This is a genomic window from Streptomyces sp. PL-25 (assembly GCF_058344915.1).
On record NZ_CP136997.1, the window covers coordinates 7004408 to 7028835 of the forward strand.

Below are 24428 nucleotides of genomic sequence, written 5' to 3' on the forward strand. Positions count from 1 at the left end.
GTCAGGCGACGAGGGTGGCGCCGCCGTCGACGTAGAGGTCGTGCAGGGTGATGTGGCGGGCGCGGTCGGAGACGAGGAAGGCCACGGCGTCGGCCACGTCGGACGGTTCGGCGACGCGGCCGAGCGGGATGCCGGTGCGGTACGTGGCGAGGTCGCCCTCGATGACGGCGCGCCGGCCGCGTTCGGCGCCCTCGGGGGAGTCGGCCCACATGGCGCGCTGCATGTCGGTGAGGGTGGAGCCGGGGGAGACGGTGTTGCAGCGCACCCCGCGGCCCGCGACCTCCAGGCCCAGGCACTTGGTGAACATCACCGCCGCCGCCTTGGAGGCGGCGTAGGCGGCCATGCCGCTGCGTGGGACGCCGGCCGCGTTGGAGGCGACGGTGACGATGCTGCCCCGGCCGCGGGCGGTCATCCGGCGGGCGACGGCCCGTGAGACATGCATCACACCTTGGGTGTTGACGGCGAACACGGCCGCCCAGTCGGCGTCGTCGAGGTCCACCACGGGCGCGCCCCGCAGGATCCCGGCGACGTTGACCGCGATGTCCAGCGGACCGAGCGTGTCCTCGGCCTCGGCGACGAGCCGGTCCACGGCGGCGGCGTCGGTGACGTCCAGGGCGCGGGCGGTCACCCGCTCCGGCGCGGCGGCGGCCGTGGCCCGCACCGCGCCGGCGTCCACGTCGGTGGCGAGCACGCGGGCGCCCTGCTCGGCGAGCGCGCTCACCACGGCCGCGCCGATGCCCCGGCCCGCCCCCGTCACGAGGGCGAGCCGGCCCGCCAGTTCCCGTCCGGCGCTCACTTGACCATGGCCTTACGGATGTCGCCGAGCACGGAGTCGGCGGCCTCGGCACCGCCCAGGCTGGTCCACTTGGAGCCGTCGATCAGCGTGGCGTGGCCCTCGCGCACGGAGTTCAACTCGCGGTAGGCGGGCTTCTTCTGCAACTGGTCCAGCAGGCCCTTGTCCGGGCCGGCCGAGGACAGCGTGCCGATGAACAGCCAGTCGCCGTCGATCTCCTTGAGGTTCTCGTCGCTCAGCGGCGTCGAGTGGCCCTGGCCCTTCTCGTTCTGGATGCCGGGGCGCTTGAAGCCGAGGTCCTTGAGGACGTCGCTGATGAAGACGCCCTGCTGCATGACGGCGGTGCCCTTGGCGGAGTAGCGGGCCACCGAGACTGTGGCGCCGGCCTTGGCGCCGAGGTCCTTCTTCAGCGCGGCGGCCTTGGTGTCGTAGTCGGCCAGGAACTTCTTGGCCGCGTCGGCCTTGCCGAGCACCTGACCGGTGAGTTCCAGCGACTTCTTCCAGCTCTTGGTGTTGTCGATGGTGACCACGGTGGGGGCGATCTTGCGGAGTTGGGCGAGCACCTGCGCGTCGGCGGTCTGCCCGGCGAGGATCACGTCGGGCTTGGCCTGGACGACCTTCTCGATGTCCGGGCCGGTGACCGCGCCGACCACCGGGATGCCCTGGGCCTGCTGGGCCAGGTACTCGGGGGCGCCCTTCTGGCCGCGGCCCGCGCTCAGACCGACCGGCTTGACGCCGAGGGCCAGCGCGGAGTCGAGGTCCATCTCGCTGAGCGCCACGACCCGTTCGGGCGTCTTCGGGATCTCCACCTTGGTGCCGGACGCGTCCGTGACCGAGGTCCGCCCCCCGCCACTTGTGCCGGCGGCACCGCTCTTGGGAGAGTCGTCGTCCGAGGAACCACAGGCACTGAGGACGACCCCACAGGCGATGGCGAGGGCCACCGCCGCGGTACGGCGGGAGAGGCGGGAAGGGATACGGGTCGACGGCATCATGGCCTGAAATCTCCGTTGTTCGACTGTCGTGTGCCCGAGGACGGGAGTCGCACTCCGGCGTGCGGTACGTCGTGAAGGCGTCGTGAAGGCGTGCGGATCGGGGCACATCCGGACATACGGATGCACGAGCGCCCCGCCACCTGGGCGGATACCTGCTTAGGTTAGGCTAACCATATGTTGATGCGGAGAGGGTGGTCCATACGGTTCGGATCCGGCCACCGGAACGAACACCCGGCCGGAGAACGTCCCGTCGCCCCCGTGGCCGCCGTCCTTCTCGTCCTGCTGCTGGCCCTGTGCGTGGCGTCGCTGCTCATCGGCACCGGCTCCAGCTCGCCGGGTCGCGCCTGGGACTACCTCCTGGGCGACCGTACCGCCCGCGCCGATCCCCAACTCCGCCTGGCCGTCGTGGACGTACGGCTGCCGCGCACCCTGGCGGCCGTTCTCGTCGGCGTCTGCCTGGGCACCGCGGGCTGCCTGCTCCAGGCCGCCACCCGCAATCCGCTCGCCGAGACCGGACTGCTCGGCGTCAACTCCGGTGCCGCCTTCGCCGTCGTCGTCGGACTCACCTTCTTCGGCGCCTCCTCGGCGACCGCTCTGCTGGTGTGGGCGCTGCTCGGCGGCATGGCCGCCAGCGCCGTGGTCCTGCTGCTGGCGGCGGGCGGACGCGCGGCGGGCTCCCCGCTGCGCCTGGTCCTGGCCGGCTCCGCGCTCGGCGCCACCTTCCACGGCCTCACCTCCTACGTCCTGCTGGGCACGCAGTCCACCTTCGACGTCTACCGCTACTGGACGATCGGCTCGCTCGCCGGGGTGCGCACCGCCGACCTGCTGCCGCTGCTGCCCCTGGCGGCCGCCGGGGTGCTGGTCGCCTTCGGCTGCGCCCGGCCGCTGGCCGCGCTCGGCCTCGGCGACGACAGCGCCCGCTCGCTCGGCCACCACCCCGGCCGGATCCGCCTGGTGGTCGCGGCGGCCGTCTCCCTGCTGGCCGGCTGCGCGGTCGCCGTCGCCGGGCCGATCGCCTTCCTCGGCCTGCTCGCCCCCTACGCCGCCCGCGCCCTGGCCGGAGCCCGCATGGCCGCCCAACTCCTGCTGTCGGCACTCGTCGCCGCCGATGTGATGATCTTCGCCGACCTGCTCGCCCGGGTGGTCATCCGCCCCTGGGAGACCCCGGTGAGCGTCCTGCTCGCCTTCGTCGGCGGACCCCTGCTCGTCTGGATCGCCCGCTCCTCCCGCCTCTCCACCGCCGGAGCCGCCTCATGACCGCCTCGCCCGCCCTCCCACCGGACCGCGCGGCGGGGGGCGGTGAGGCGCTGGAGGCTCCGGAGGGCGCGGGGGCCGCCGGGCCCGCAACGGCGGTGCACGGCGGAGTGACGTCCTCCGCCCGGGAGACCGGTTCCGCCCCCGCGGACGGCGACGCGGGCGCGCCCGGCCCGCCCGCCGCCCGCATCGCCCCGCCGGACAGCGTCGTGCTGCGCGCCGGCACGCTCTCCTGGCTCTTCCCGCGCCGCAGCGCCCTCGCCGCCGCGCTGCTCCTGCCGCTTGTCGCCCTGCTCATCGCGCTGGCGGTGATGGCCAGTTCGACCGGGATGAGCCTGCACGACACCGTGTCCGGACTGCTCGGGAACGGCGACCCCGGCACGGTCATGATCGTGCGGGACTTCCGGCTGCCGCGCGTCTTCGTCGGCCTCATGGTCGGCGCCGCCCTCGGCGTCGCCGGCTGCCTCACCCAGACCCTGGCCGGGAACCGGCTCGCCACCCCCGACCTGATCGGCGTCAACGAGGGCGCCACCGCGGCGGTCGTGGCCTCCGCCGCCGGATCCTCCACCGGCATGGTCGGCGACTGGTGGCTCGGCCCGGTCGGCGCCGTCGCCGCCGCCGTCCTCGTCGTGCTGTGCGCGGGCGGCGCGGGCAGTGCCGGCTACCGCCTCCTCGTCGTCGGGATCGGCGTGTCCACCGTGGTCGGCGCGGTCGGCGACCTCGTCATGTCCCGGGAGAACGACAACACGGCGGGCGGCGTGTTCCTCTGGGCGGTCGGCAGCCTCAACGGCCGCGACTGGCACGTGGGGACACCGCTGCTGATCGCGCTGCTGTTCCTGCTGCCGCTCGCGCTCGCCGCCGGGCACCGGCTGCAACTGCTGCGCTTCGACGACGACACGGCCGCCTGCCTCGGCGTCGACCTGCGCCGGCTGCGCGCCGCCGCGCTCGCGCTCGCCGTCGCCCTGGCCGGACTCGCCGTCGGCGTCGGCGGCCCCATCGCCTTCGTCGCGCTCGCCTCACCGATCCTCGCCGGACGCCTGAGCGGCCCCACCCGGGTGCCGGTGCTGGGCTCCGCGCTGGTCGGCGCGGCCCTCATCACCGCGGCCGACGCCCTGGGCCGCGTCATCGCCCCCGTCGAACTGCCCGTCGGCGTCGTCACCAGTGTCCTCGGCGGCCCCTTCCTCCTGTGGGCCCTCTTCCGTACGGACTCGACCACCGGAAAGGCATGACCACCCCCATGACCGACGCCCACCCCGGCCTGCACGTGTCCGGCCTGCACGCCGGATACCCCGGCCGTCCCGTCGTCCGGGACGTCGAACTGACCGTCCCCGCCGGGCAGGTGGCCGCGATCGTCGGCCCCAACGGCTGCGGCAAGTCCACCCTGCTGCGCACCATCGCCCGGCTGCACCGGCCCACCGCGGGCAGCGTGCACGCCGACGGTGCCGACATCTGGCGGCTGACCCAGCGCCAGGCCGCGCACCGGGTGGCCCTGCTGCCCCAGTCGCCGCGCGCCCCGGAGGCCGTCACCGTCGCCGGGCTCGTCCGCTACGGCCGCCACCCGCACCAGGGGCTGCTGCGCCAGTGGTCCCGGGACGACGAACGGGCCGTACGCGACGCGCTGGAGGCCACCGGCACCACGGAGCTGGCGGGCGAACGGCTGGACCGCCTCTCCGGCGGCCAGCGCCAGCGCTGCTGGCTCGCCATGGTGCTCGCCCAGCACACCCCGGTCGTGCTGCTCGACGAACCCACCAGCGCCCTCGACCTCGGCCATGTCGTCGACGTCCTCGAACTGGTCCGCGAGGTGGCGGCGGCCGGCCGGACCGTCGTCATGGTCCAGCACGACCTGGCCTCCGCCGCGCGCTACGCCGACACCCTGATCGCCATGCACGACGGCCGGGTCGTCGCCCAGGGCCCGCCCCACGAGACGGTGGACGAGGCGCTGGTCAAGGAGCTGTACCAGGTGGAGGCGGACATCCTGCGCGCACCCGGCGACGCCGCGCCCGTCGTCGTCCCGCGCGCCCGCCCCTGACGTCCCGGACCACCCGGAACGAACAGCGGAGCGGGGGCGGACGGCGGCTCGCACGATGTCCGTGTGAGCCCTGTACGCGCCCCCTTCCGTACGGCGAGAATGCGCCGTGCCGGACGGGTGGACGGCCGAAACCCGACCGCCCTCCGCCCGTCCCGCCCGTCCCCGACAGGAAAGCAGGTCTGCCGCTGTGCTGTTGCGTCTGCCCACCTCCGTGTCCGAAGCGCGGGAATGCGTGGCCGAAGGGATCGTCCCGATAGGCGGTGCCACCCTGCTGTGGGCCACCTGGCAGCGGGACGGCTTCCCCGAACAGGCCATGTCCCTGCGCGAGTTGCCCGAGGCCAACGTCATCGGCCGGGAGACGCTCGGCGCCGCGGTGGTGCTGCACCGGATGGACGACCGCGTACCGGAGGTGCTGCGCGCGGCCGCCGCCACGATAGGCACCGGAGCCGTGCGCCGGACGGCGTCGGTCGGCGGCAACCTCGTGGGCAGCAGCCTGCGGTGCCTGCTGCCCGCCGCCCTGGTCCTGCGGGCCCGCGCGACGGTCCTGGACGCCGACGGGGTCCAGGAGACCGGCCTGGCGGAGGCGATGGAGGCCAAGGGGGCCGTCCTGCTCTCCCTGCGCTGGAACGCACCCGTCGCGAGCGCCTACCGCAAGCTGCCCGGCGCCGCGGGCGGCCCGCCGCCCCTGGTCGTCGCCTCCGCGCTGCACACCGACGGCGCCGGACACCACCAGCTCCATGTCGCCGTCCGCGACGGCTACGACGTACGCGACGCCGGTGCCGACTGCGGCACCGGTGCCGCGACCGCCCTGGACGCGCTGCGCGCCACGGCCGCCTTCGGCGACCTGCCCGCCGAAGCGTGGGACCTCGTCCACGAGCAGACCACCCGCCTCCTCGGCGACGCCGGCCTCCCGTAGCCGGGACCCGATCGCACGGCGCGCGCGGCGGCGACGGACCGCCCCGCTCTGCCTCGCCCTCCGCTGCCGCCGCCGCGTCCCGCCGGACGACGGCGCACCGCGGCCGGGTCGCGTCCCGGCCGGGACCCGGCCGAGGGCGGCGCCCCGCCGAGGCGACGGCCCGGCCCGCCGCGAGACGCCGCCCTGACACGGGCTGCGGGAGACGCCCGCGGCCGGGAGCCGTGGCTTCTCCGCCGCGCCCCGACCGCCGCCGGCCGCCGCGCCCCGACCGGCTCCCCGGTCAGCACCCCACCGGTTCCCCGACCTGCCACCCCGCCGCCGACCCCGCCTCCGCCGGGCGCTACCGTCCCGCAGGGGAGCTGTACCGAAACGTCCCCCACTGGGTGGAGAAGACCGGTGGGTGACGGCAACCGATGGGTCCGTTGGACCCGATGGACCCGATGGGTCCGATAGGCCGATGGGCGAGGAGAGCCGATGGGTGTGAGCGCAGACGCGATGACCGGCCCGGCACTGGCCGCGGGCGGCCCCGCCGCACCGACCGTGGGCCGGCTTCTGACCTCGTGGCAGCCGGACGTCCCCGCGCTGGTGCTGGTGGCGGTCCTGGGCGGCCTGTACGGCTGGGGCGTGCTGCGGCTGCGCCGCGCCGGCCGGTCCTGGCCGGTCGCCCGCCTCGCCGCGTTCGTGGTGCTCGGGCTGGGCGCGCTGGTGGTGGCCACGATGTCGGCGCTGGCCGTCTACGACCACGCCCTGTTCTGGCCGGCCGCGGTGCAGAACGTCCTGCTCGACCTGCTCGCGCCGCTCGGCCTCGCCCTCGGCGACCCGCTGCGGCTGGCCGTCGAGGCGCTGCCCGGCGAGCGGGCGGCGCGGCTCCGGCGGGCGGTCACCGGCCCGATGGTGCGCGTGCTGACCTTCCCGCTGGTCAGCACGGTGCTGGTGCTCACCACGGAACTGGTCGTCTACTTCACGCCGTACTTCGCCACCGCCCTGCGTGTGGGCTGGCTGCACGAGCTGATGTATCTGCACCTGCTGGCGGCCGGGTGCCTGTTCGTGGTGCCGGTGCTCACCCGCGAACAGGCGCTGCCCGCCTGGTGCTCGCACCCGGTGCGCGCGGCGCTGGTCTTCCTGGACGGGCTGGTGGACGCGGTGCCGGGCGTCGTGGTGATGACCCACGGCACCCTGATCGCGGGCGCCTGGTACCTGCACCACGCCCCCGCCTGGGCCCCGGACGTCCACCGCGACCAGCAGATCGGCGGCGGCGGCGCCATGCTCACCATCGCCGAACTGGTCGCCCTGCCCTTCCTGCTGGCCGTCCTGGCGCAGTGGGCCCGCGCCGAGCGCCTGCGCAACGCGGTGCTCGACCGGCGGCTCGACGCGGCAGCGGCGGGTGCGGGTGCTGCGGGGGCCCCGGCCGGGCCGCCGTCCGGGACGGCGGCCCCGCGGGAAACCGAGCGCGTACGCCCCTGGTGGGAGACCGAGGACAACGAGGTCGCCGCCCGGCTCCGCCGCCAGCACGGCACACCCTGAACCCCTGCCCTGAACCGGTCCCCGGTCACCCGCCGGACAGGGACCCCACCGCCGCCGTGGCCAGGCGCACCGCCCGTTCGGTGACCGCCTCGAAGTCGTCGCCCGCCTCGACGGCCGTGGTCGCCGCGTTGACGAACCCCTGCAACAGGCGCGCGGTGACGCGCGGGGCGTCGTCGCCGAGCGCGGTGAGCGCGGCGACCAGCGGCTGGAGGATCTCCGCGTGCGCCTCGGCGGCGCCCCTCCCGGAGCACCGCGGCGTCCCGGTCGGCGGCCAGCGCCTGGGCGATCCGGTGCTCGCCGTCCCGCACCAGCGCCAGCTGCGCCCGCACATAGGCCGCCACCTGCTCCTCGGGCGAGCGCGCGTGCGCCATCTCCGCCCGGATCCGCGCCGTCCAGCGGGGTGCCGTCTCGCGCACCACCGCGGCGAGCAGCTCGCGACGGTCGGCGAAGTACTTGTAGACGCTGTTGCGGGCCAGGCCCGTGCGCGCGGCCACCGCCGCGAACGTCACGGCGGCCGCGTCGCCCTCCTGGAGCAGTTCGCGCGCGGCGGCGACCAGGGCCGAGCGCTGCTGGGCCCGGTGGTCGGCGACGGAGGCGGCACGGATCTTGGGCACGGACGCCAGTGTAGGAGCCCGCGCCCGGCCGCCCCCCTCCCGCACCCCCCGCTCGTCCCTCCCCGGCCCCTGGTCGCCCGCCCCCCACTTGACCACCCCCCCGCTTAGGGACACCGTGTCCCCATCTTCTATCTTGGGGACACCGTGTCCCTAAGACAGAAGAACGCTGGAAGGCACCCCCCGTGTACCTGGCCCTGCTCGAACTGAAGGCGGCCCGCGGCCGCTTCCTCCTCATGGGGAGCGTGGTGGTCCTCGTCGCCGCGCTCGTCGGCATCGTCGGCGGATTCACCACCGGACTCGGCGACGACACCGTCTCCGCGCTGCGCGCCCTGCCCGCCACCCACCTCGCCTTCGCCCCGCGGCGCCGACTCCGACCAGTTCGCCCGCAGCCTGGTCGGCGCGCCGGAACTGGACGGCTGGCGCGCCCGCCGGGGCGTCGAGGCCACCGGTCTCGGCGTCTCCATCGCGCGCGGCACCACCGACCGGAAGGCGGAGGTGGACTTCGCCGCGTTCGGCGTCGAACCCCGCTCCTTCCTCGACCCCGGCAGCACCACCGGCGCCCCGCTGTCGGACGCCGAACCGGCTGGCATCGTCGTCTCGCAGCGGCTGGTGAAGGACGGTGTACGCGTCGGCGACACCCTCACCGTGGACCGCCTCGGCATCACCCTGAAGGTCCGGGGGACCACCGGCCGCGCCTCCTACGGCCATGTGGCCGTCGCCTACCTGCCCGTCGAGACCTGGCAGCGGATCCGCTTCGCCACCCCGGGAGCGGGTCCTGCCACCGCGCCGCCGCCCCGGCAGTACAGCGCCGTCGCCCTGCGGGCCGGTCCCGGCGCGGACCTCGCCGCCGGGGACGCGGCACTGGGCACCCGCACCCTGACCACCGCCGGGGCCTACGCCGCCGCGCCCGGCTACACCGGCGAACGCGTGACCATGACCTCCATCCAGGTCTTCCTGTACGCCATCGCCCCGCTCGTCGTCGGCGCCTTCTTCGCGGTGTGGACCGTGCAGCGGCTGCCCGAACTGGCCCTGCTGCGCGCGCTGGGCGCCTCCCGGCCCCGGCTGCTGGCGCACACCCTGGCCCAGGCCGCGCTGGTCGTCGTCGCCGGGACCGCGGCCGGTGCCGCGCTCGCCGCGGGCGTCGGACTGCTCGTGGGCTCCGAGGTGCCGTTCAGCCTGCCCGCCGCCGGCCTCGCCCTGACCATGGCCACCGTCGTGCTGGTCGGACTCGCCGGCGTTGCCGTCACCCTGCGCAAAGTGACCACCGTGGACCCGATGACCCTGCTGGGAGCCGGCCGATGAGCCTGGAACTGAGGAACGTCACCGTGACCCTGGGCCGCGGCGACTCCCGTACCACCGCGCTGCGCGACCTCAGCGCCGCCTTCGCGCCCGCCGCGCTGACCGCCCTCGTCGGACCGTCCGGCTCCGGCAAGTCCACCCTGCTCGCCGTCGCGGGCGCGCTGCTGCGGCCCGACTCCGGCCAGGTCCTGCTGGGCGGCACCGACCTCGCCCGGCTGACCCCGGCCGGACAGGCGCGCCTTCGCCGCGAGCGCGTCGGCTACGTCTTCCAGAGCGGCAACCTGCTCAGTGGCCTCACCGCCCTCGAACAGCTCCTCGCCGCCGCCTCCGTCACCGGCCGCGCCCCGGGCGCCGTACGGGCCCGCGCCACGGAACTGCTCGGCGAGGTCGGCCTCGCCCACCGCCTGCGCCACCGCGCCGACCAGCTCTCCGGCGGCGAGAGACAGCGCATCGCGCTCGCCCGCGCCCTGCTGCTCGAACCCGAACTGCTCCTGGTCGACGAGCCCACCGCCGCCGTCGACCGGGAGCGCGCCGCCGCCCTCGCCGCGCTGATCGCCCAAGCGACGGCCCGGTACGGCTGCGTCACCGTGGTCGCCACCCACGACCCCGTCGTCCGGACAGCCGCCGACCACACCGTCGACATGGCCGCCCTCCACCCGACCGGCCCCGCCTGACCACCCCGTACGTGCCCCGGCGCCCGCTGCCGCTCACCCGATCGGCGCAACAGCCCCCGGGCGCGCCGCGCCCCCGGGCCGCCCCCGGGGTCCGCACGCCCCGCCCGCCCGCGACCGGCACCGGCGCGTCCGCGGGGCCGCCCGCCACCCGGTCGCGGGCCGGGTGGCGGTCCGCGACCGGGGGCGCGCCGCGGGCGGCGGAAACGGCGCCCTTGCACACTGCAAGGGCGGGTACCCGGGGGAGCGGCGGCGGCACGCTGCCGCCATCCGGGCGCAGACCGGCGCCGGCCCCCTGGGCGGCCCGGCGCGCACCGCCCGGACGCCGAGCCCCGAACGGTCCAGGAAGGCGGTCCACCTGATGAGTCGCAGCCGAACACGCGTCCCGGACACCCCCGAGGTGGACGTGGCCGCCCTCGCGGCGGCGCTGCGCGCGTCCGTGGACGCCGAGGTCCGCTTCGACGCCGGGAGCAGGGGCGCGTACGTCACGGACGGCTCCAACTACCGTCAGGTGCCCCTCGGCGTGGTCGTCCCGCGCGACGTGGAGGCGGGCGCCGAGGCGGTCCGGGTGTGCGCCCGCTTCGGCGCCCCCGTCCTCTCCCGCGGCGGCGGCACCAGCCTGGCCGGGCAGTCCACGAACCGGGCCGTCGTCATCGACTGGACCAAGTACTGCCACGCCCTGATCTCCGTGGACCCGGACGCCCGCACCTGCGTGGTCGAACCCGGCATCGTCCTGGACGAGCTGAACCGCCGCCTCGCCGGCCACCGCCTCCAGTTCGGCCCGAAGCCCTCCACCCACAGCCACTGCGCGCTCGGCGGCATGATCGGCAACAACTCCTGCGGCGCGTCCGCGCAGGCGTACGGCAAGACCGTCGACAACGTCCGCCGCCTGGAGATCCTCACCTACGACGGCCTGCGCACCTGGGTCGGACCCGCCTCCGAGGCCGAACGGGCGCGGATCGCCGCCGAGGGCGGCCGCAAGGCCGAGATCTACGCCGGACTCGACCGCATCGCCCGCACCTACCTCGCCGACATCCGCCACGGCTACCCGAAGATCCCGCGCCGTGTCTCCGGCTACAACCTCGACTCGCTGCTGCCCGAGAACGGCTTCGACGTCGCCCGCGCCCTGGTCGGCAGCGAGGGCACCCTCGTCACCGTGCTGCGCGCCGAACTCGACCTGGTCCCGGTGCCGCCGTACCAGTCGATCCTGGTGCTCGGCTACGCCGACATCTGCGCCGCCGCCGACGACGTGCCCCGCCTGCTGGAGCACTGCGAGCCCAGCCAACTGGAGGCGCTGGACGGGCGGATGGCGCAGCTGATGCGCGAGGAGGGCGCCTACCTGGAATCGCTCGCCGTCCTGCCCGAGGGGGACAGCTGGCTGCTCGTGCAGTACAGCGGCGACAGCCAGGAGGACGTCGACGGGCAGGCGCACGCGCTGCTGCGCGCCCTCGGACGCGGCGAGCAGGACGCCGACGTCGCCTTCTCCGACGACCCCGAGCGCGAGCAGCGGATGCTCAAGGCCCGTGAGGCCGGACTCGGCGTGACCGCGCGGCCCCCGGACGACCGGGAGACCTGGGAGGGCTGGGAGGACAGCGCCGTACCGCCCGAACGCCTGGGCGACTATCTGCGCGACCTGAAGAAGCTGTTCGAGGAGTTCGACTACGACCACCCCTCGCTGTACGGGCACTTCGGGCAGGGCTGTGTGCACACCCGGATCCCGTTCGGCCTGAAGACGGCCGACGGCGTCGCGGACTTCCGCCGGTTCCTGGAACGCGCCGCCGACCTCGTCTCCTCCTACGGCGGCTCCCTGTCGGGCGAGCACGGCGACGGCCAGGCCCGCGGCGAACTGCTCGTCCGCATGTTCGGACCGCGCCTGGTGGCCGCCTTCGGCGAGCTGAAGACGCTGTTCGACCCCGGCGACCGGATGAACCCGGGCAAGATCGTCGCCCCGAACCCGGTCGACGGGCAGCTGCGCCTCGGCGCCGACTGGCGGCCCGCCGCTCCCGAGACGCACTTCGGCTACCCCGAGGACGACCGCTCCTTCACCCGCGCGGTGCTGCGCTGCGTCGGCATCGGCAACTGCCGCAGCCAGGAGGGCGGCGTGATGTGCCCGTCCTACCGGGCCACCCGCGAGGAGGAGCACTCCACCCGCGGCCGGGCCCGGCTGCTGTTCGAGATGCTCGGCGGCCACGCCGACTCCACCGTCACCGACGGCTGGCGCTCCACCGAGGTCAAGGACGCCCTCGATCTCTGCCTGGCCTGCAAGGGCTGCAAGTCGGACTGCCCGGTGGGCGTCGACATGGCCACCTACAAGGCCGAGTTCCTCGCCCACCACTACGCCGGCCGCCCCCGCCCGGCCGCCCACTACTCCCTGGGCTGGCTGCCCCTGTGGGCCCGCCTCTCCCGCCTCGCCCCCTCCCTGGTCAACACCGTGCTCCGGGCGCCCGGACTGTCCCGCGCGGGCAAGGCGCTGGCTGGAGTGGCGGGGGAGCGGCAGGCGCCCCTCTTCGCCCGGCAGTCCTTCGTGCAGTGGTGGCGCGCGCGGGACACCGCTCCGCCGGACCCCGCCGACCCGCGGACCGTGCTGCTGTGGCCGGACACCTTCAGCACCTACTTCCACCCGTCCATCGCCGTCTCGGCCGTACGGGTCCTGCGCGACGCGGGCTTTCAGGTCGCCGTCCCCACCGAAGCGGTGTGCTGCGGACTCACCTGGATCTCCACCGGCCAGCTCGACACCGCGAAGCGGACCCTGCGCCGCACCCTGGACGTGCTGCGCCCCTACCTGGAGGCGGGCACCCCGGTCATCGGCCTGGAACCCTCCTGCACCGCCGTGTTCCGCTCCGACGCGCTCGAACTGCTCCCCGACGACCAGGACGTCAAGCGACTGGCCGGTCAGGTCCGCACCTTCGCCGAGCAGTTGGTGCACCACGCGCCCGACGGCTGGCGGCCGCCCGCGCTCACCCGGCAGGCCACCGTGCAGACCCACTGCCACCAGCACGCCGTCATGAAGTTCGACGCCGACCGGGAACTGATGCGCCGCGCCCACCTCGACGCGGACGTCCTCGACGAGGGCTGCTGCGGCCTGGCCGGCAACTTCGGCTTCGAACGCGGCCACCACGACGTCTCCATGGCCGTCGCCGAACAGGGCGTGCTGCCCGCCGTACGCGCCGCCGCCCCCGACAGCCTGGTCCTCGCCGACGGCTTCAGCTGCCGCACCCAGATCGAACAGGGCGGTACCGGCCGCCGCGCCCTGCACCTGGCCGAGGTGCTTGCCCTCGGCCTGGACGGGAACCTGCCCTCCGAGCGGCCCGAACGCCTGGCCGTCCGGCCCGGCGGCCCTTCCCGGACCGCCCGGTGGGCCGCCGCCGCGAGCGCCGCGGCCCTCACCGCCACGGCCGTCACCGCGGCCGGCCGGGCGGCCGCCCGGCACCTGCGCCGCCCCTGACCGGGGAGCGCGCCGACGAGCCCAGCGAACCCACCCTCCGAAAGGTTCTGGAACATGTCGAAGAAGGTCTCCGACCACGTCCTCGAAAGGCTGCGCGACTGGGGTGTGGAGTACGTCTTCGCCTACCCCGGCGACGGCATCAACGGCCTGCTCGCCGCCTGGGGCCGCGCCGACGACGACCCGCGCTTCATCCAGGCCCGGCACGAGGAGATGGCCGCCTTCGAGGCCGTCGGCTACGCCAAGTTCTCCGGGCGGGTCGGGGTGTGCGCCGCCACCTCCGGACCCGGCGCCATCCACCTCCTCAACGGCCTGTACGACGCCAAGCTCGACCATGTGCCGGTCGTCGCGATCGTCGGGCAGACCAACCGCAGCGCCATGGGCGGCTCCTACCAGCAGGAGGTAGACCTGCTGAGCCTCTACAAGGACGTCGCCTCCGACTTCTGCGAGATGGTCACCGTCCCCGAACAGCTGCCCAACGTCCTCGACCGGGCGATGCGCACCGCCATGGGCCGCCGCTCGGTGTGCGCCGTGATCATCCCCGCCGACGTGCAGGAACTCGACTACTCGCCGCCCGAGCACGCCTTCAAGATGGTCCCCTCCAGCCTGGGCATGCCGCACTACGCGCCCGTCCCCACCGACGACGACCTCGCCCGCGCCGCCGAGGTCCTCAACGCGGGCGAGAAGCCGGCGATCCTCATCGGACAGGGCGCGCGCGGCGCCCGCCAGGAGGTCATGGCGGTCGCCGACCGGCTCGGGGCGGGCGTCGCCAAGGCACTCCTCGGCAAGGACGCCCTCGACGACGACCTCCCCTACGTCACCGGCTCCATCGGACTGCTCGGCACCCGGCCCTCGTACGAGATGATGGAGAGCTGCGACACCCTCCTCGTCATCGGATCGTCCTTCCCCTACACCCAGTTCATGCCCGAGTTCGGGCAGGCCCGCGCCGTGCAGATCGACATCGACCCGCACATGGTGGGCCTGCGCTACCCGTTCGAGGTCAACCTCGTCGGCGACGCCCGTGAGACGCTGAACCGGCTGCTGCCCCTGCTCAAGGCGCACAAGAACAAGAGCTGGCGCAAGGGCATCGAGAAGGACGTCTCCCGCTGGTGGGAGGTGATGCAGCGGCGCGCCGCCGTCGACGCCGACCCGATCAACCCCGAGTACGTCGCCCACTCGCTCAGCGACCTGCTGCCCGAGGACGTGATCCTGGCCGCCGACTCCGGCTCCGCCGCCAACTGGTACGCCCGCCACCTCAGGCTGCGCGGCGCCATGCGCGGCTCCCTCTCCGGCACCCTCGCCACCATGGGACCCGGCGTGCCGTACGTCATCGGCGCCAAGTTCGCCCACGGCGACCGCCCGGCCATCGCCCTGGTCGGCGACGGCGCCATGCAGATGAACGGCATGGCCGAACTGATCACGATCGCCAAGTACTGGCAGGAGTGGCAGGATCCGCGCCTGATCGTCGCCGTCCTCAACAACCAGGACCTCAACCAGGTCACCTGGGAGATGCGCGCCATGGCCGGCGCCCCGCAGTTCCTGCCCTCCCAGTCGATCCCCGACGTCGCCTACGCCGACTTCGCCCGCTCCCTGGGCCTGCACGGCATCCGCGTCGAGGAACCGGACGGCGTCCGCGGCGCCTGGGAGGCCGCGCTCGCCTGCGACCGGCCCTGCGTGCTCGACTTCGTCACCGACCCCGCCGTACCGCCCATCCCGCCGCACGCCAGCCTCGACCAGATCGAGGCCGCCGCGACCTCCGTCCTCAAGGGCGACAGCGACCGCGCCGGCATGGTCCGCCAGGGCTTCAAGGCCAAGGTGCAGGAGTTCCTGCCCGGCGGCCGGCACCGCACGGACCGGCCGGGCGCCGAGGAGGGCCGGTGACCGACCCCGCGCCCGCACCGGGGACGGGCACCGGTGTGCCCGCCCCCGGCCGCGACGGCGAGGCGACGCGGCCATGACCGGCCCGCACTTCCCGCCGCACGCGCTGCACGACTACGCGCTGCTGGCCGACGGCGAACGCGGCGCCCTCATCGGCCCGGACGGCGCCATCGACTGGCTGTGCGCGCCCGCCTGGCACGACGACGCCGTCTTCTCCTCCCTGATCGGCGGCCGGGGCGTCTACGCCGTCACCCCGCGCGGCCGGTACGTCCCCGGCGGCTACTACGAGGAGGGCACCCTGATCCGGCGCAGCCGCTGGATCACCACCGACGGGGTGATCGAGTGCCGTGAGAGCCTCGCCTTTCCCGGCGAGGCCGACCGGCTGGTCCTGCTGCGGCAGCTGATGGCCGTCGACGGCACCGCCCACGTGCGCGTCGTCCTCGACGCGCACGCCGACTACGGACGCGCCCCCTGCGCCACCCCGCGCCGCGACGACGACGGCGTCTGGCACCTGAGTTCCGGCCGCCACCGGCTGCGCTGGCAGGGCGCGCCCGCGGCGACCTGGGACGAGCGGGGCCTGACCGCCGACCTGGTGCTGGCGCCCGGCGAGCGCCACGACCTGGTCCTGGAGTGCTCCGCCGCGCCGCTGCCGCGCACCCCGCCCCGGGCCGCCGAGGTGTGGGAGGCCACCGAGCGGGCCTGGCGGCGGGAGGTGCCCGCGATGGACCGCACCGTCGCCCCCGAGGACGCCCGCCGCGCGTGCGCCGTGCTGCGCGGGCTGACCACGCACGGCGGCGGCATGGTCGCCGCGGCCACCACCAGCCTGCCCGAACGCGCCGAGGCGGGCCGCAACTACGACTACCGGTACGTGTGGATCCGCGACCAGAGCCTGGCGGGCCAGGCCGCCGCGGCGGCCGGCGCGCCCGGCCTCCTGGACGCCGCCGTCCGCTTCGTCGGCCAACGGCTGCTGGCCGACGGACCCCGCCTCGCCCCCGCCTACACCGTGCACGGCTGTCCGGTCCCCGACCAGCGCGAACTGGACCTGCCCGGCTACCCGGGCGGCTCCAGCCGGATCGGCAACCATGTGGAGAAGCAGTTCCAACTGGACTCCTTCGGCGAGGCGCTGCTGCTGTTCGCCGCCGCCGCACGCGCCGGCCGGCTCGACGACGACGGACGGCGGGCCGCCGACCTCGCGGTCCGCGCCATCGCCGAGCGGTGGCGGGAACCGGACGCCGGCATCTGGGAACTGCGGCCCGCGCGATGGACCCACAGCAGGCTCACCTGCGTCGCCGGTCTGCGCGCCCTCGCCGCCGCGGCACCGGCCCGGCCGGCCGACGACACTCCCACCCGCCTCGCCGACACCCTGCTCGCCGAGACCACGGCCACCAGCCTGGACGGCGACGGTCACTGGCGCCGCACCCCCGACGACCCCCGCGCCGACGCCGCGCTGCTGCTGCCCCCGCTGCGCGGCGCCCTGCCCGCCGCCGACCCGCGCACCCGCGCCACCCTCGCCGTCTGCCGCGACCAGCTCGCCCAGGACCACTTCGTCTACCGCTTCCGGCACGACGAGCGGCCCCTGGAGGAGGCCGAGGGAGCGTTCCTGCTGTGCGGGTTCGCCATGGCGCTCGCCGAGCACCAGCAGGGCGACGAGACCGAGGCGTACCGCTGGTTCGAACGCAACCGCGGCGCCTGCGGATCGTCGGGACTGTACGCCGAGGAGTTCGACGTCGCCCAGCGCCAGCTGCGGGGCAACCTCCCGCAGGCCTTCGTCCACGCCCTGCTCCTGGAGGCCGCCGCACGCCTCGCCCAGGACCCCCGTTCACCGGCGCACACCGCCGGGTGAGGAGCCGACCCATGCCCCAGACCGTCGTCATCACCGGCGCCAGCGCCGGCATCGGCCGCGCCACCGCCCGCCTGTACGGCGCGCGCGGCGCCGACGTCGTCCTGATCGCCCGCGGCCGGGCCGGTCTGGACGCCGCCGCCCAGGAGGTCGAGGCGCTCGGCGGCCGGGCCCTCGTCCAGGTCGCCGACACCGCCGACACCCGCCAGGTCGAAGCGGCGGCCGACGCCGCCGAACAGGCCTTCGGCCCGCTGGACGTCTGGATCAACTGCGCCTTCAGCAGCGTCTTCGCGCCCTTCGAGCAGATCACCCCCGAGGAGTACGAACGGGCCACCCAGGTCACCTACCTGGGCTTCGTCAACGGCACCCGCGCCGCGCTGACCCGGATGCTGCCGCGCGACCACGGCACGATCGTGCAGGTCGGCTCGGCACTGGGGGAGCGGGCCATCCCGCTCCAGTCGGCGTACTGCGGCGCCAAGCACGCCATCAACGGCTTCACCTCCTCGCTGCGCACCGAACTCCTGCACCGCGGCAGCAAGGTGCGGGTGACCGTGGCGCAGATGCCGGCGGTCAACACCCCGCAGTTCTCCTGGGTGCTCTCCCGGCTGTCCCGGCACCCCCAGCCGGTGCCGCCGATCTACCAGCCCGAGGTCGCCGCCCGGGGCGTCGCGCACGCCGCCGACCACCCCGGGCGCAAACAGCGCTACATCGGCGCCAGCACCCTGGCCACCGTGTGGGCCAACCGGCTCGCCCCCGCGCTCCTCGACCGCTATCTGGCCCGCACCGGCTTCGACTCCCAGCAGACCGGCCGGCGGCCCCCGACCGGTGTGAGCAACCTGTTCGAGCCCCTGGACCGGACCGAGGGCGGCGACCAGGGCGACCGCGGCGCGCACGGCGTCTTCGACGACAGGGCGCACGGCCGCTCCGCCGAGGCCGCGCTCGCCCGCCACCCCGCCCTCGTCGCCTCCGTGTTCGCCCTGGGCGCCGCGGGGGCCGTCACCGCTCGGGCCGCGCTGCACCGGCGCGGCCGCCCGGACGCCGCGTGAGGAGAACCGTGATGACCGTGACCGACCGTGCGCGGGCCCGCCTCGACGAGGCGACCGGCATCGTGGCCATCGTCGGCGGGGTGACCCGGGAACGGGCCCGCGCGGTACTGGGCGAGATGGCCGCGCACACCCGCATCAAGGAGCAGCACGTCGCCGAACTCGTCGTCGAATGGGCGGTGTCGGGGCGGCTGCCGGCCGAACTGCGCCGCGAACTCGGACGCCGGCTCGACGCCGGACAGGGCGCCCCGGCCGCGGAACCGGCCGGGTGACACGGCCGCGGGCGGCTTCCCCCAGCGCCGGACCGCGGTGCGCGGGCGGCGCGGGACGGCGTGCGGCGGCGCCCTCCTGTCCGCGCGGTCCGCGCCGGGCGCCGCCGTCCTCTGCGATGATGCTCCGCGCCTGATCGTCTCCGCCCGTCCGGGCGGAGCGGCGGAAGGGGGACACATGGCACAGCGCGAGACCGACCGGGGCCGGGGCCGCTCGGCCGCCCGGCACGGGCAGGCCGCGCTCGACCGGGAGGCCGAGGAGCTGAGCATCGCCTTGATGGCCGCCTCCCGGCTCTTCGTGGCGATCTCCGCCCGCGCGCTGGCCTCCACCGCCGACTCGCTGACGCTGCCGCAACTGCGGGCCCTGGTGGTGCTGGACACCTGCGGGCCGGTCAAACTCGTCGTGCTCGCCGCGACCCTCGGCGTCAACCCGTCCACCGCGCTGCGCATGGTGGAACGGCTGGAGGCGCTCGGCCTCGTCGACCGCAGGACCAACCCCGCCAACCGGCGCGAGGTCGTGCTCAGCCTGACCACCGGCGGCCACGAACTGGTCTCCCGCGTGCTCACCCGGCGCCACGCCGAGATCCGCAGGGTGGTCCAGCGCCTGCCCGCCCCGCAGCGGGCCGCCCTGCTGCCCGCCCTGAACGCCCTCACCGACGCGGCCGCCGAGACGGCCGTCCACCCGCACGGCACCGCGCGAGCGGACCGCGGCATCACCGACAACCCGGTCGACCCGGTCGACCCGGCCACCCGGGCCGGGTGGCCCGAGGCATGACCCCCGGCCGTGCCCCCTGAGGACACGGCGTGCGACGCCGGCCATGGCCGGTCAGGCGCCGCGGCAGCGGCCCGGTTCCCGCGCCGCCACCGCCACCGCCCGGCCGCGGCCCCGCGCGGCGCGCCCAGCCGGCCGAAGCCGATCACGGCACCGACCCCGCCCCGGTCCGGCAGCACGTCGCCGGGCCAAAGGCCGCCGTGGCCCCACTCCGGTGTCCCGTCCGGTCCGGCGGCCCGCGGGGACGCCTCCCGGACCACGGCCGGGGGAAGCCGCAGGCCGGTGCCGCCGGCCCAGGGCCACCGGGGCCGCGGGGGGCGAGGTGGGCGCGGGCCGTGGCGGCCACCGGTGCTCCTCGGCCACGTCCGGCGCCGGACCGGTGGTGCGGGGGCAGCCGCACCACCGTGTCTCGCCCGGCCGGTACATGACGTCGGAGGTGCCGCCGGAGGAGGAGCCGCAGAAGCACTCACACCGCCGTCGCGACCGCGTCCACCGCAGGGGTGCGCAGCATCCGGCGGGCGGTCAGCAGGCAGGTGCCGAGCACCACCGCCGCCGCGACCGCGGCCACCGCCTGCCAGATGCCGAGCGCCTGGTGCGGCCAGAGGACGTCCGCGCGGACCAGGGTGAAGGGGACCGCCCCGGCCAGCGCGGTCACCGTGCCGCACAGCACCCCGGCCACCGTGACGACCAGACCCTCCACGAACACCGTCCGCAGCACCTGGCCCGGCGTCGCCCCCGCCAGCCGCTGCTGCCCGAACTCCCGGCGGCGGTACGCGGTCGCCGCGTACAGGGAGTTGACGAGCATCACGCAGACGAAGACCACGACGATCCCCACCACCGTCAGGTTCAGCGTCTGGAGGTTCTTCGCGTCGACCGACCTGACCAGACCGGAGGCCCTGATCTCAGCGCTCTCCACGGCCTGCATCGACAGCGTCGCCGTGGCCATGCCCGTGAACAGGGTCAGCGACATCAGCGTCCCGGCCAGCTCGTCCACCCGCTGCCGCAGATTGCGCACCGCGAGCCAGCCGCTCGCCCCGCCCGCCGGCAGCCGCCCCAGCAGCGCCGTCAGCAGCCGCGGCGCCAGCAGGGCGCAGCCCACCGACAGCAGGATCGCGCCGTAGGCGGGCGCCGCCATCAGCGCCGGGTCGGTGGCCGAGAACGCGAACGTCGACAGCACCGACACCGCGCCGAGCCCGAGCGCGCCGCAGGCGAGGACCGTACGGCCCCGGCCCCGCCGCTCCCGCGGCCGGGTCGCCCGCCGCACCGCGAGGAAGGCCGCTCCGGCCGCCGCGGCCAGCGTGATCCCGGCGCCCGAGGCCAGGGCGAGCGGACCGAAGGAGTAGCCGACCGAAGGGGCCACCTGACCGCTGTCCTGGAACACGCCGAGCAGCGCCCGCCCGCCCAGCACCGCCGGGCCGACGGCCAGCACCACCGCGAGCACGGCCACCGCCACCGACTCGCCCACCACCATCCGCCGCAACTGCGCCGGGGTCGCCCCCGAGCAGCGCAGCAGCTCCAGCTCGCCCGAGCGCTGCCGGACGCTCACCGTCAGCGCGGAGGCGATCGAGAAGAACACCAGCAGCGCGCCGTAGCCGCCCACCACACTCGCCGAGGTGGTCAGGGTCTCGGCGCTGACGTCGTCGACGCCTGGCCCGCCGGCCGTGTCGCGCAGCGAGGCGAAGGCCATCACGATCGCCGCGCCGAGGAACGCGGACAGCAGCGTCGCGGCGAAGCGGCCCGGCCGGTGCCGGACCGAACGCAGTGCGAGGAACAGCATCGCTCACACCCCCGCCGTCACATCGTCGCCCAGATGGGCGAGGCGTTCGGCGACCGCGTCGGCCGTGGGCGCGTGCAACTGCCCGGCCAGCCGGCCGTCCGCCAGGAACAGCACCGAGTCGGCCCAGGAGGCGGCCACCGGATCGTGCGTCACCATCACCACGGTCCGCCCGTGCACCCGCACCGCGTCCCCCAGCAGCCGCAGCACGTCCCGCGCGCTGCGCGTGTCCAGCGCCCCGGTCGGCTCGTCGGCGAAAATCACCCGCGGTTCGGTGACCAGCGCCCGCGCGATCGCGACCCGCTGGCGCTGCCCGCCCGACAACTGGTCCGGGCGGTGGCCGAGCCGGTCGCCGAGACCCACCGAGTCCAGCACCTCCCGCACCCGGCGCCGGTCCACGCGCCGGCCGGCCAGCCGCAGCGGCAGCACCGTGTTCTGCGCGACGGTCAGCGTCTCCAGCAGGTTGTACTGCTGGAAGACGAACCCGATCCGCTCGCGCCGGAATCTGGTCAGCGCCGTCTCGTCACCGCCGGTCAGCTCCTCCCCGTCCACCATCACGATCCCGCCGTCCGGGCGCTCCAGACCGGCCGCGCACCGCAGCAGCGTCGACTTGCCCGAACCCGAGGGCCCCATCACCGCGGTGAACGTGCCGCGCTCCAGGCCCAGCGTCACCCCGTCCAGCGCCCGTACGGCACCGCCGTCGCTGCCGTGCGTCTTGGTCACCTTGACCAGCCGCAGTGCCTGGGCGGCCGGCCCCGCCCCCTGCGCACGCCGTGCGCCCACGCCCGTCATCGTCATCACCCTCCGTCCGGCACGCCCTGTGCCCCGGAAAGAAAAACTACGGAGCGTACGCGTCCGCGACACGGGGCGTAGCACCCGTATCGGCCGGTGTACCCGGCGACACCTCCAACGGGCCACCCCAACGCGCCGACCCCGCCCGCCACCGCTGCAATGGACAGGTGACCGCGCCCCCGGACGACTGCCTCGCGCGCAACGAGTGGATCTGCGGCGCCTATCTGAGCACCCGTCGCGGCGTCCTGCTCGACGCGGTGCTCCAGCATCTGCGCCTGACCGCCCTGGCCGTGCTGATCGCCCTGGCCGTCGCCGTCCCACTGGCCGTGCTCGCCCGCCGCCTGCGCTGGGCCGCGGGACCCGTCCTGGCCCTCACGACCGTCCTCTACACCATCCCGTCCCTGGCCATGTTCTCCCTGCTCCTGCCGCTGTACGGGCTGTCGGCCACCCTCGTCGTCGCCGGTCTCGTGCTGTACTCGCTGACCCTGCTGGTCCGCAACATCCTCGCGGGCCTGCGCGCGGTCCCCGAGGAGACCCGGCAGGCGGCACGCGGCATGGGCTACGGCCCCGTACGGCTGCTGCTGGCCGTCGAACTGCCGCTCGCGCTGCCCGCCGCGATGGCCGGACTGCGCATCGCGACGGTCTCGGCGGTGTCCCTGGTGACGGTGGGCGCGATCGTCGGCTTCGGGGGTCTGGGCAACCTCATCTACGCGGGCATGAACACCTACTTCAAGGCGCAGGTGCTCACCGCGTCCGTGCTGTGCGTGGTGATCGCCGTCGCCGCCGACCTGCTCCTGCTGGGAGTGCAGCGGCTGCTCACCCCCTGGACCCGGGCGGCCCGCGCGTGAGCGCCGCGGCGGACGGGACCCGGCGCCCATGAGCACCCTCGCCGACGCCTGGGGGCTGGCTCACCGATCCCGCGCACTGGCCGGGCGACGACGGCATCGCGCACCGTCTGCTCCAGCACCTGCTGCTCACCGTGGTCTGCCTGGTCGCCAGTTGCCTGATCGCGCTGCCCGTCGCCCTCGTCCTCGGCCACCTCGGCCGGGGCGGCGCCCTCGCCGTCAACCTCGCCAACATCGGCCGCGCCGTGCCCACCTTCGCCGTCCTCGTCCTGCTGCTGCTCAACCCCGGTCGGCCGGTGGGGCGAGGGCCCCACCGTCGTGGCGCTCGTCCTGTTCGCGGTGCCGCCGCTGCTCACCAACGCCTACGTCGGGATGCGCGAGGTCGACCGCGACGTCGTACGGGCCGCGCGCGGCATGGGGATGACCGGCGCGCAGACCCTGTTCCGCGTCGAACTGCCCCTCGCCTCGCCGATGGTGCTGAACGGCGTGCGCGTCGCCGCCGTCCAGCTCGTCGCCACCGCCACCATCGCCGCGCTGGCGGGCGGCGGCGGACTCGGCCGGATCATCACGGCCGGGTTCAACCTGGCCAGCACCCCGCAGGTGGTGGCGGGCGCCGTCCTCGTCGCCGCGTTCGCGCTGGTCGTCGAGGCCGTCTTCGAGACGGTGGAGCGGCTGGCCCCCGGCCGGGGCAGGGGCGGCCGCCGATGAGGGCGCCGGCTCTGTTCCTGCTGCGCCTGCTGCTGGTGCTCGGCCCGCTCACCGCCTGCGCCGCCGGCCCCTCCCTGGAGCAGCGCGGCGAGGTCACCGCCCCGCCCGGCGACAGCCGCCATCTGACGATCGGCTCCGCCGGATTCACCGAGAGCGACCTGCTCGCACAGATGTACGCGCTGCTGCTGGAGCAGGCCGGGTACCGGACGTCCCTGATCACCGTCGCCAACCGCGAACTGTACGAACCCGCCCTGGAGTCCGGCCAGATCGACGCCCTCCCCGAGTACGCGGCCACCTTCGCCGACTGGCTGGCCGCCAAGACGCACGGCACCGGCGCGCCCCCGGCCGGCTCGCCCGACCTCGCCGCCACCCTGCGCGCCCTGCGCGCGCTCGCCGCCCCGCGCGGCCTGACCGTCCTCGACCCCGGCCGGGCCGTCGACCAGAACGCCTTCGCCGTCACCCGCGCCTACGCCCGCGAGCACCGGCTGAAGACCCTCGGCGACCTCGGCGCCTCGGGCCTGAGGGTGCGCCTGGCCGCCGGGGACGAGTGCGTGTCGCGGCCGTACTGCGCACCGGGCCTGCGCAAGGTGTACGGCATCGACGTCACCGGGATCGACCCCAAGGGCGTGGGCACCACGCAGGCGAAGCAGGCCGTGCGCGACGGCCGCGACCAGATGGTGCTGACCACCACCACGGACGCCACCCTCGACTCCTTCGGCCTGGTCCTGCTCGCCGACGACAAGCACCTCCAGAACGCCGACTACATCGTCCCCGTCGTCAACCGCGCCCGCGCCGGGAGCGCGCGGGTGACCGGTGTGCTGGACCGGCTCAACGCCGTCCTCACCACCGCCGACCTGGCCGCCCTGAACCAGCGCGTCGACAGCTGGCGCCGACTGCCCTCGGACGTGGCCCGCGCCTATCTGGAGGAGAAGGGCCTGCTCAAGTGATGCGTGGCGGCAGGGGCGCGACCCCC

At 75.3% G+C, this 24428-nt stretch carries 20 protein-coding genes and 2 pseudogenes; 16 read left to right on the top strand and 6 right to left on the bottom strand.

Annotated features, from left to right (window positions below; genetic code table 11):
* Nucleotide 1: 1 nt before the first annotated feature.
* Nucleotides 2–796, bottom strand: a complete 795-nt coding sequence (locus tag R4Z62_RS30900) for a 2,3-dihydro-2,3-dihydroxybenzoate dehydrogenase (RefSeq protein ID WP_491521522.1) — start codon at nucleotides 794–796, stop codon at nucleotides 2–4.
* Complete coding sequence (locus tag R4Z62_RS30905; RefSeq protein WP_491521523.1) at nucleotides 793–1785, bottom strand: ABC transporter substrate-binding protein; 993 nt, start codon at nucleotides 1783–1785, stop codon at nucleotides 793–795. The genes R4Z62_RS30900 and R4Z62_RS30905 overlap by 4 nt, the downstream gene beginning before the upstream one ends.
* 258 nt (nucleotides 1786–2043) lie before the next feature.
* Here R4Z62_RS30905 and R4Z62_RS30910 point away from each other — a divergent pair, with 258 nt between their 5' ends.
* The 5 genes from R4Z62_RS30910 to R4Z62_RS30930 all read left to right on the top strand — a co-directional run bounded on the left by R4Z62_RS30910 (nucleotide 2044) and on the right by R4Z62_RS30930 (nucleotide 7508).
* Entirely contained in the window at nucleotides 2044–3042 is a 999-nt protein-coding gene (locus R4Z62_RS30910) for a FecCD family ABC transporter permease (RefSeq protein WP_491521524.1), read from the top strand.
* Entirely contained in the window at nucleotides 3039–4268 is a 1230-nt protein-coding gene (locus R4Z62_RS30915) for a FecCD family ABC transporter permease (RefSeq protein ID WP_491521525.1), read from the top strand. The genes R4Z62_RS30910 and R4Z62_RS30915 overlap by 4 nt, the downstream gene beginning before the upstream one ends.
* Nucleotides 4265–5068, top strand: a complete 804-nt coding sequence (locus R4Z62_RS30920; protein ID WP_491521526.1) for an ABC transporter ATP-binding protein — start codon at nucleotides 4265–4267, stop codon at nucleotides 5066–5068. Before R4Z62_RS30915 ends, R4Z62_RS30920 begins: the two co-directional genes overlap by 4 nt.
* A gap of 187 nt (nucleotides 5069–5255) precedes the next feature.
* A complete protein-coding gene (locus R4Z62_RS30925; RefSeq protein ID WP_491521527.1) occupies nucleotides 5256–5984 on the top strand; it encodes an FAD binding domain-containing protein in 729 nt (242 codons plus the stop codon).
* 474 nt (nucleotides 5985–6458) lie between these two features.
* On the top strand, nucleotides 6459–7508 hold the full coding sequence (locus tag R4Z62_RS30930; RefSeq protein WP_491521528.1) for a cytochrome c oxidase assembly protein: 1050 nt from the start codon (nucleotides 6459–6461) through the stop codon (nucleotides 7506–7508).
* 25 nt (nucleotides 7509–7533) lie between these two features.
* On the opposite strand, the gene R4Z62_RS30935 is transcribed toward R4Z62_RS30930, so the two are convergent.
* Nucleotides 7534–7839, bottom strand: a complete 306-nt coding sequence (locus tag R4Z62_RS30935) for a hypothetical protein (protein ID WP_491521529.1) — start codon at nucleotides 7837–7839, stop codon at nucleotides 7534–7536.
* Between the two features lie 145 nt (nucleotides 7840–7984).
* Nucleotides 7985–8236: pseudogene (locus R4Z62_RS30940) on the bottom strand (hypothetical protein); the annotation flags it as partial.
* 381 nt (nucleotides 8237–8617) lie between these two features.
* Here R4Z62_RS30940 and R4Z62_RS30945 point away from each other — a divergent pair.
* The 8 genes from R4Z62_RS30945 (at nucleotide 8618) to R4Z62_RS30980 (ending at nucleotide 19339) form a co-directional block, all read left to right on the top strand.
* Nucleotides 8618–9424: an FtsX-like permease family protein gene (locus R4Z62_RS30945; protein ID WP_491521530.1), complete on the top strand. Its 807-nt coding sequence runs from the start codon at nucleotides 8618–8620 to the stop codon at nucleotides 9422–9424.
* Complete coding sequence (locus R4Z62_RS30950; protein WP_491521531.1) at nucleotides 9421–10095, top strand: ABC transporter ATP-binding protein; 675 nt, start codon at nucleotides 9421–9423, stop codon at nucleotides 10093–10095. Before R4Z62_RS30945 ends, R4Z62_RS30950 begins: the two co-directional genes overlap by 4 nt.
* A 358-nt stretch (nucleotides 10096–10453) precedes the next feature.
* On the top strand, nucleotides 10454–13537 hold the full coding sequence (locus R4Z62_RS30955) for an FAD-binding and (Fe-S)-binding domain-containing protein (RefSeq protein WP_491521532.1): 3084 nt from the start codon (nucleotides 10454–10456) through the stop codon (nucleotides 13535–13537).
* A gap of 54 nt (nucleotides 13538–13591) precedes the next feature.
* Complete coding sequence (locus tag R4Z62_RS30960) at nucleotides 13592–15415, top strand: thiamine pyrophosphate-requiring protein (RefSeq protein WP_064536717.1); 1824 nt, start codon at nucleotides 13592–13594, stop codon at nucleotides 15413–15415.
* Nucleotides 15416–15488: 73 nt separating this feature from the next.
* Complete coding sequence (locus R4Z62_RS30965) at nucleotides 15489–17255, top strand: glycoside hydrolase family 15 protein (RefSeq protein WP_491521533.1); 1767 nt, start codon at nucleotides 15489–15491, stop codon at nucleotides 17253–17255.
* Between the two features lie 11 nt (nucleotides 17256–17266).
* The gene (locus R4Z62_RS30970; protein ID WP_064536719.1) at nucleotides 17267–18298 is read left to right on the top strand and encodes an SDR family oxidoreductase; all 1032 of its coding nucleotides are present in this window, start codon (nucleotides 17267–17269) and stop codon (nucleotides 18296–18298) included.
* 11 nt (nucleotides 18299–18309) lie between these two features.
* A complete protein-coding gene (locus R4Z62_RS30975) occupies nucleotides 18310–18567 on the top strand; it encodes a hypothetical protein (RefSeq protein ID WP_064536720.1) in 258 nt (85 codons plus the stop codon).
* A 175-nt stretch (nucleotides 18568–18742) separates the two neighbouring features.
* Nucleotides 18743–19339: a MarR family winged helix-turn-helix transcriptional regulator gene (locus tag R4Z62_RS30980; RefSeq protein WP_491521534.1), complete on the top strand. Its 597-nt coding sequence runs from the start codon at nucleotides 18743–18745 to the stop codon at nucleotides 19337–19339.
* 463 nt (nucleotides 19340–19802) lie between these two features.
* On the opposite strand, the gene R4Z62_RS30985 is transcribed toward R4Z62_RS30980, so the two are convergent.
* The gene (locus R4Z62_RS30985; RefSeq protein WP_355479096.1) at nucleotides 19803–21113 is read right to left on the bottom strand and encodes an FtsX-like permease family protein; all 1311 of its coding nucleotides are present in this window, start codon (nucleotides 21111–21113) and stop codon (nucleotides 19803–19805) included.
* Between the two features lie 3 nt (nucleotides 21114–21116).
* Nucleotides 21117–21908, bottom strand: coding sequence for an ABC transporter ATP-binding protein (locus tag R4Z62_RS30990; protein ID WP_107440728.1), 792 nt, complete (start codon nucleotides 21906–21908; stop codon nucleotides 21117–21119).
* 161 nt (nucleotides 21909–22069) lie between these two features.
* Here R4Z62_RS30990 and R4Z62_RS30995 point away from each other — a divergent pair, with 161 nt between their 5' ends.
* From R4Z62_RS30995 to R4Z62_RS31005, 3 genes and pseudogenes are all read left to right on the top strand, one after another.
* The gene (locus R4Z62_RS30995) at nucleotides 22070–22750 is read left to right on the top strand and encodes an ABC transporter permease (protein WP_064536723.1); all 681 of its coding nucleotides are present in this window, start codon (nucleotides 22070–22072) and stop codon (nucleotides 22748–22750) included.
* Nucleotides 22751–22778: 28 nt separating this feature from the next.
* Nucleotides 22779–23455 (top strand): annotated as a pseudogene (locus R4Z62_RS31000) (ABC transporter permease).
* The gene (locus R4Z62_RS31005; RefSeq protein WP_491521535.1) at nucleotides 23452–24402 is read left to right on the top strand and encodes an ABC transporter substrate-binding protein; all 951 of its coding nucleotides are present in this window, start codon (nucleotides 23452–23454) and stop codon (nucleotides 24400–24402) included. Before R4Z62_RS31000 ends, R4Z62_RS31005 begins: the two are co-directional and overlap by 4 nt.
* Nucleotides 24403–24428 lie beyond the last annotated feature (26 nt).